Genomic DNA, 6000 nt, shown 5'->3' on the forward strand with positions numbered 1-6000 from the left:
CCAAATTGGTTACTCTTATTAGAAGGTCCGATATATCAGTTGCGGTGAAATACGGACTGAATTGCATCCATACAGGCCAAAACAGTCCGTATTCCACCGCAACTTACCAAATTAGCCGACTGAAGTGACCGAGTCCACCTGACGCCCACCTGCCATATTTGCCCTTTACCGATTTGCCGAGTCTTTGCGGCCCCATTGCCGATCACCCGTGCGACAATGCGCCGGACGAGAAAGGAATCCGATGGAATCGACTGATGTACTGGTAATTGGATCTGGCATTGCGGGCCTTTGCGCCGCCATCGAAGCGGCACGCACGGGTGCAACCGTCACTGTGGCAAGCGCCGGCAAGACTATGAGTGGATCGAGCTTCTTCCCCGGAACCTGGGGCCTAGGGCTTATCGGACCCGTTAACGAAGACGACGAGCAGGACCTCATCGACACCATCCTGGCCGTCGGCGGCGGCGTTGCCGACCCCGAACTCGTCCAAGCGTTCGTCCACGGCATTCCCCAAGCGATTGACTGGCTCGAGCAAGACCTGGGCGTTGAGCTCCAGCGTCCGCAAAGCGCCAAGAGTGCTCAACAAAAGCAATTTATCCCCTGCTTTGACCACAAGACGCGCATGTGGCGCGGCCTCACCCGCAAGCCCCTTGAGGACGCTCTGACGACCTGGACCGAGTCGCTCGGCATTCGCCTGTTCCCCCGCCATGAGCTTATCGACCTTGTTGAGGACACGAACGGCAGAATAACCGGAACCGTACTCTACGACCTTACCGAAAATCGAATCGTGCCCTTTGCTGCCAAGGCCACGATCATCGCAGCCGGTGGCACAGGCGGCCTGTTCGAGCGCAGCCTTACGTCGGCTGATGTGCTCAGCTCCTCGCAGGCCATCGCACTGGCGCACGGCGCAACACTTACTAATATAGAGTTCATGCAGATGATGCCCGGCTTCATCGAGCCCAGGCGTAACTTGGTCTTCAACGAGAAAACCTGGCGCTACGTGCATGTAGACCAGCCGGTAGATATTACCGACGACAAGCTGGACGACCTGCTCGAGCAGCGCTCTGAATATGGTCCCTTCACGTCACGCTTGGCCTCCCGCGCTATCGATCTCGTCATCGATCAGGCAGGTGTCGAAGGCCTGGCACTCCACTACGACTTCCCCCGCGAGGATGTCCCAGAGTTTGTGCAGACCTTTGCCACCTGGCTGCAAGACGAGCACGGCATCGCCCCGACTGACGAGATGCGCGTTGCGATGTATGCCCACGCCGCTAACGGCGGCATCAAGATCGATAAGACCGCGCACACGGGCGTTGAGGGCCTCTACGCTTGCGGCGAGGCGACAGGCGGCATGCACGGCGCCGACCGCATTGGTGGCTTGTCAAGCGCCAACGGCATCGTATTCGGACGTATCGCGGGCGCATCGGCAGCCCTCACAGCGCAGAAAGAGCCTGAGGCGGCCCTGAAGGCGGATATCACCCTCCCCCAGTACGGCATTGCCACAACAGATGCCGAACGCCTGACACACAGCCTTAGGCACACGATGAGCACCTATTGCATGATCAACAGGACCGAAACAGGCCTATCCGAGGCCCTGCAACAGCTTGAAAGCCTGCAAGACGAAGCCACGGCTCTAAATAAGCCACATGCCAACGACAGCGAAATCGCTGCCCTCGCCCGCCTGCAATCGCAGATTCAACTAGCACAGGAAATGGTCAAAGCCATGCGCAAGCGGACCGAAAGCCTGGGTTCGCACTATCGAGCGGACTAAGCTGAGCACCCCTCCAGAGCAGAACACAACTTCTCGATATTAATGGGTCCCGTGAGCTCAAAGCGACACAGGGCCCATTCGTGTCCGCGCGGGCAAATATACTCATTCTGAATACGGAGTCGACATAGTCCACGTAGACAAACGAACAGAAAGGAAGAGATATGGACAGCAGGGATATCGAGAAATGGCGTGTCGAACTTGACAGCTACGCCCATGTAGAAGACGGCGTTGAGTGTTGGCTCGCACGCGATTTAATGGAACCCCTCGGATACACCCAATGGCGTAATTTTGAGACTGCAGTTAAGAGATCCATGGCATCGTGTGACACCAATAAAATGCCTGTTGCCGCCCATTTTGCTGAGGCCAGCAAAATGGTAGATGCCGGCATCGCCAAACGAGCCGTAAAAGACTATAAGCTGACGCGCTACGCATGCTATTTAATCGCCCAAAACGGAGACCCAAACAAGCCCGAAATCGCACTCGCACAGGCGTACTTCGCCGTGCAGACACGCCGTCAGGAGCTCATAGAGCAGCGCTTCGCAGAGATTCAGCGCTTGCAGGCGCGCCACTCGCTATCCGATTCAGAGAAACAGCTCTCGCGCATTGCGTTCAAACGAGGCGTGGACTCCAAAGGATTCGCGATCATCAAGTCGAAGGGCGATGAGGCGTTATTCGGCGGCAGAAGCACGGCGGACATGAAGCGGCAGCTTGGTGTGCCCAAGAGTGCTGCATTGGCGGACAAGCTAGCCGATGTTCTCATCAAAGCAAAGGACCTCACGAACTCGATGACGGCCTTCAACGCCGAGGAACACGACTTGTACGGTCTGGACCAGATCAAACAAGAACACGTCGAGAACAACACGAGCGTGCGTGGCAGCCTCATCGACCGCGGAATTGTTCCCGAGAACCTACCGCCTGCCGAGGATACAAAAATGCTCGAGCGTCGCGTGAAGGCAGACGAGAAGAAACTCAAGGAGGGTACTGACGGTTTCACCGATCCCCAGGGTAGACTCAATCTGTGAAAGCGGCCGCGCCCTTTCGGGTTCGACCCCATGCGAGGTTAACAAAAAAGCGACCAGCCTAAGCCAGTCGCTTTAACATGCTTTGGGTGGGCCGTCAGGGGGTCAGCCTGCTGCGCAGGCGACCGCTGCGGCGCCAAGGCGCCTTGCGCGCTGCGCTGGCAAATGCTTACGCATTTCCTCAGCTCCGCGCCCCGACGGGTTCGACCCCATGCGAGGTTAACAAAAAAGCGACCAGCCTAAGCCAGTCGCTTTAACATGCTTTGGGTGGGCCGTCAGGGGGTCGAACCCTGGACCTTGGGATTAAGAGTCCCCTGCTCTACCAACTGAGCTAACGACCCAAAGCTAAAGTCCGTTGTGGCGGACTTTAGAGGAGATATCGTGTGGTGGGCCGTCAGGGTGTCGAACCCTGGACCTTGGGATTAAGAGTCCCCTGCTCTACCAACTGAGCTAACGACCCGATATCAACACGAAGCAAGAACTGGGGTGGGTAAAGGGACTCGAACCCTCGACCTACGGGACCACAACCCGTCGCTCTAGCCAACTGAGCTACACCCACCGTGTCCTGTGCGCTTCGCGCTCGACTATTATTGCAAGGAACGCCACGCGATGCAAGCCCCAATTTTCAAGAATTTTGAAAAGAGTTTTTCGAGACCATTTCGAGCAAATCCCACCGGTTTCATAGGAGTAAACTTGCCCCACTGCAAATGCTCGAAAGGACAGGCATGAAAGAACTCTCCAACCGCACGGCGACCTTTACTGATTCGGTCATCCGCCGCATGACGCGCATCTCCAATAAGTACGGCGCCGTCAACCTCTCGCAGGGCTTCCCTGACTTCGATCCTCCGGCGCAGCTGCTCCAGAGCCTCAGCACCATCGCGACCAACCCCGAGCCGCTCTATCACCAGTACTCCATCACTTGGGGCTCCCAGGCCATGCGCGAGGCGCTCGCGGCCAAGCAGGAGCACTTTATGGGCATGCCAATCAACCCCAATGAGAACATCGTGGTCACCTGCGGCTCCACCGAGGCCATGATGGCCGCCATGATGACGGTCACAAACCCCGGCGACAAGGTCGTCATCTTCTCGCCGTTCTACGAGAACTACGGCGCCGACACCATCCTCTCGGGTGCCGAACCCATCTATGTGCCGCTCAACCCGCCCGCTTTCGACTTTGACCGCGAGGTACTCGAGGCTGCCTTCCGCGACAACGATCCCAAGGCCATCGTCCTGTGTAACCCTTCTAACCCCTGCGGCAAGGTCTTTACGCGCGAGGAGCTCACCTTTATCGCCGACATGTGCAAAAAGTACGACGCGTACTGCATCACCGACGAAGTCTACGAGCACATCGTCTATGCGCCCCATGAGCACGTCTATATGGCCACGTTGCCCGGCATGTTCGAACGCACTATCAGCTGCAGCTCGCTGTCCAAGACCTACTCCATCACCGGCTGGCGTCTGGGTTACACCATTGCCCCGGCCGAGATTACCGAGCGTATCAAGAAGGTCCACGACTTCCTCACCGTAGGTGCCGCCGCTCCCCTGCAAGAGGCCGTCGTCACCGCGCTCAACTTCGACGACAGCTATTACCAGGAGGTCCTCGACCTCTATACCGCCAAGCGCGACCTATTCTGCCAGGGACTCGACAGCATCGGTCTTGAGCATAACGTGCCACAGGGTGCCTACTACGTCATGATGGACATCTCTGAGTTTGGCTACGACAGCGACCTCGAATTCTGCGAGGACCTCGCGTCTAAGGTGGGCGTGGGCGCCGTGCCCGGCTCGAGCTTCTTCCGCGAGCCCGTCAACCATCTGATTCGTTTCCACTTTGCCAAGCGAGACGAGACGCTTAACGCGGCGCTAGAGAACCTCAAATCGCTACGTGATAAAATCAAGCCGCGCGGGTAAGGACGGCCCGGCAACTAAAGCAATCGAAGAAGCCCCGCACTGCCCACCGCGTTGCGGGGCTTCTATTTATAGCGCTTTCTTAAATGGTTTAGAGCTCTATACTTTAGTCACGGAGCAACTCGTCCCAGAGAGAGGAATACTATGGCAGAGCAGCAGCTTATCGGAGCGCTCGAGGCCGGCGGTACCAAGATGGTCTGCGCCACGGGCTATGCAGACGGTACGGTCCTGGAGCGCGAGCAGATCGCGACCACGACCCCGCAGGAGACCGTTGAGGCCGTCAACGCGTGGTTTGCGAACAAGGGCATCGCCGCGCTGGGCATCGGCGCCTTTGGCCCCACCGCAGTCAACCCTGCCTCGCCCCAGTACGGCAAGATCTTGGAGACCCCCAAGACGGCATGGCGCTACTTCGACCTGCTGGGTACCATCCAAAACGAGCTCAATATTCCCTGTAGCTACGACACCGACGTCAACGTCGCCTGCCTGGGCGAGGTCACCTTTGGTTGCGCCCAGGGCCTCACTGATGTGGTCTACCTGACCATCGGCACCGGCGTGGGCGCCGGCGTTCTCTCGGGCGGTAAGCTCGTGCACGGCATGATGCATCCCGAGGCCGGCCACATCCTGGTCACGCGCGACCCGCGCGACACCATCGGCGAGCATAGCGCCTGCCCCTTCCATGACAACTGTCTCGAGGGCCTCATCGCCGGCCCTGGCGTTAAAAAGCGCTGGGATGGCAAGAGCGCCGGAGACATGGCCGATGACCCGGAGGCCATGGACCTGCTCGCCGGCTATCTGGCACAAGCACTCATGACCTACACGCTGTGCTACGCGCCGCAAAAGATCATCATCGGCGGCGGCGTGGCCGACCACACCCCCATCGTGCCGCTCGCACGCAAGAAGTGCGCCGAGATGCTCAACGGCTATATCGTCACGCCCGAGGTCAACGACATCGATAACTACATCGTCAACAACAGCCTCGAGGGCAAGCAGGGCATTATGGGCTGCCTGGCCCTGGGCGCACAGGCGCTTCAGTAGCAGACGCACCCACAGGGCGTGGCGCGCTCGGCAAATCCAACCTACGGAACGACGCCACCACGCCCCATATAAGCCCTCAAATAAAAAAGGCCGCCTAGGACAACAATGAACTGCCTCCCATTTCTTGGACATGAGAAATGGGAGGCTTTGGAGTGGGAAGGATAAACTGGACTTTCTTTTAATGATCCTCAAGCGTATTGCCGCTCGTATTCCACTGGAGACATGTAGCCCAGGGTGGAATGCATGCGCACCCTATTGTAATAGAGCTCTATGT

Annotated in this window: 4 protein-coding genes and 3 tRNA genes; 4 read left to right on the plus strand and 3 right to left on the minus strand. The window is 58.1% G+C overall.

The features are described from left to right. Positions 1–241 precede the first annotated feature (241 nt). Both AAAX34_RS08985 and dinD read left to right on the plus strand, forming a co-directional pair. A complete protein-coding gene (locus AAAX34_RS08985; RefSeq protein WP_349110978.1) occupies positions 242–1768 on the plus strand; it encodes an FAD-binding protein in 1527 nt (508 codons plus the stop codon). Between the two features lie 161 nt (positions 1769–1929). Then, complete coding sequence (gene dinD / locus AAAX34_RS08990; RefSeq protein ID WP_349110979.1) at positions 1930–2790, plus strand: DNA damage-inducible protein D; 861 nt, start codon at positions 1930–1932, stop codon at positions 2788–2790. A gap of 265 nt (positions 2791–3055) precedes the next feature. Here dinD and AAAX34_RS08995 read toward each other — a convergent pair. From AAAX34_RS08995 to AAAX34_RS09005, 3 genes are all read right to left on the minus strand, one after another. Further along, positions 3056–3128, minus strand: a tRNA-Lys gene (locus tag AAAX34_RS08995). Positions 3129–3171: 43 nt separating this feature from the next. After that, a tRNA-Lys gene (locus tag AAAX34_RS09000) sits at positions 3172–3247 on the minus strand. 22 nt (positions 3248–3269) lie between these two features. Then, positions 3270–3346, minus strand: a tRNA-His gene (locus AAAX34_RS09005). Between the two features lie 166 nt (positions 3347–3512). Between AAAX34_RS09005 and AAAX34_RS09010 the strand changes: the two genes are divergently transcribed. Further along, on the plus strand, positions 3513–4694 hold the full coding sequence (locus tag AAAX34_RS09010) for an aminotransferase class I/II-fold pyridoxal phosphate-dependent enzyme (protein ID WP_349110981.1): 1182 nt from the start codon (positions 3513–3515) through the stop codon (positions 4692–4694). A gap of 141 nt (positions 4695–4835) precedes the next feature. Next, positions 4836–5726, plus strand: coding sequence for an ROK family protein (locus AAAX34_RS09015; RefSeq protein ID WP_349110983.1), 891 nt, complete (start codon positions 4836–4838; stop codon positions 5724–5726). Positions 5727–6000: the final 274 nt, after the last annotated feature.

Origin of the sequence: Collinsella sp. CLA-ER-H4, assembly GCF_040092395.1 — a bacterium.
Classification (GTDB): Bacteria; Actinomycetota; Coriobacteriia; order Coriobacteriales; family Coriobacteriaceae; genus Collinsella.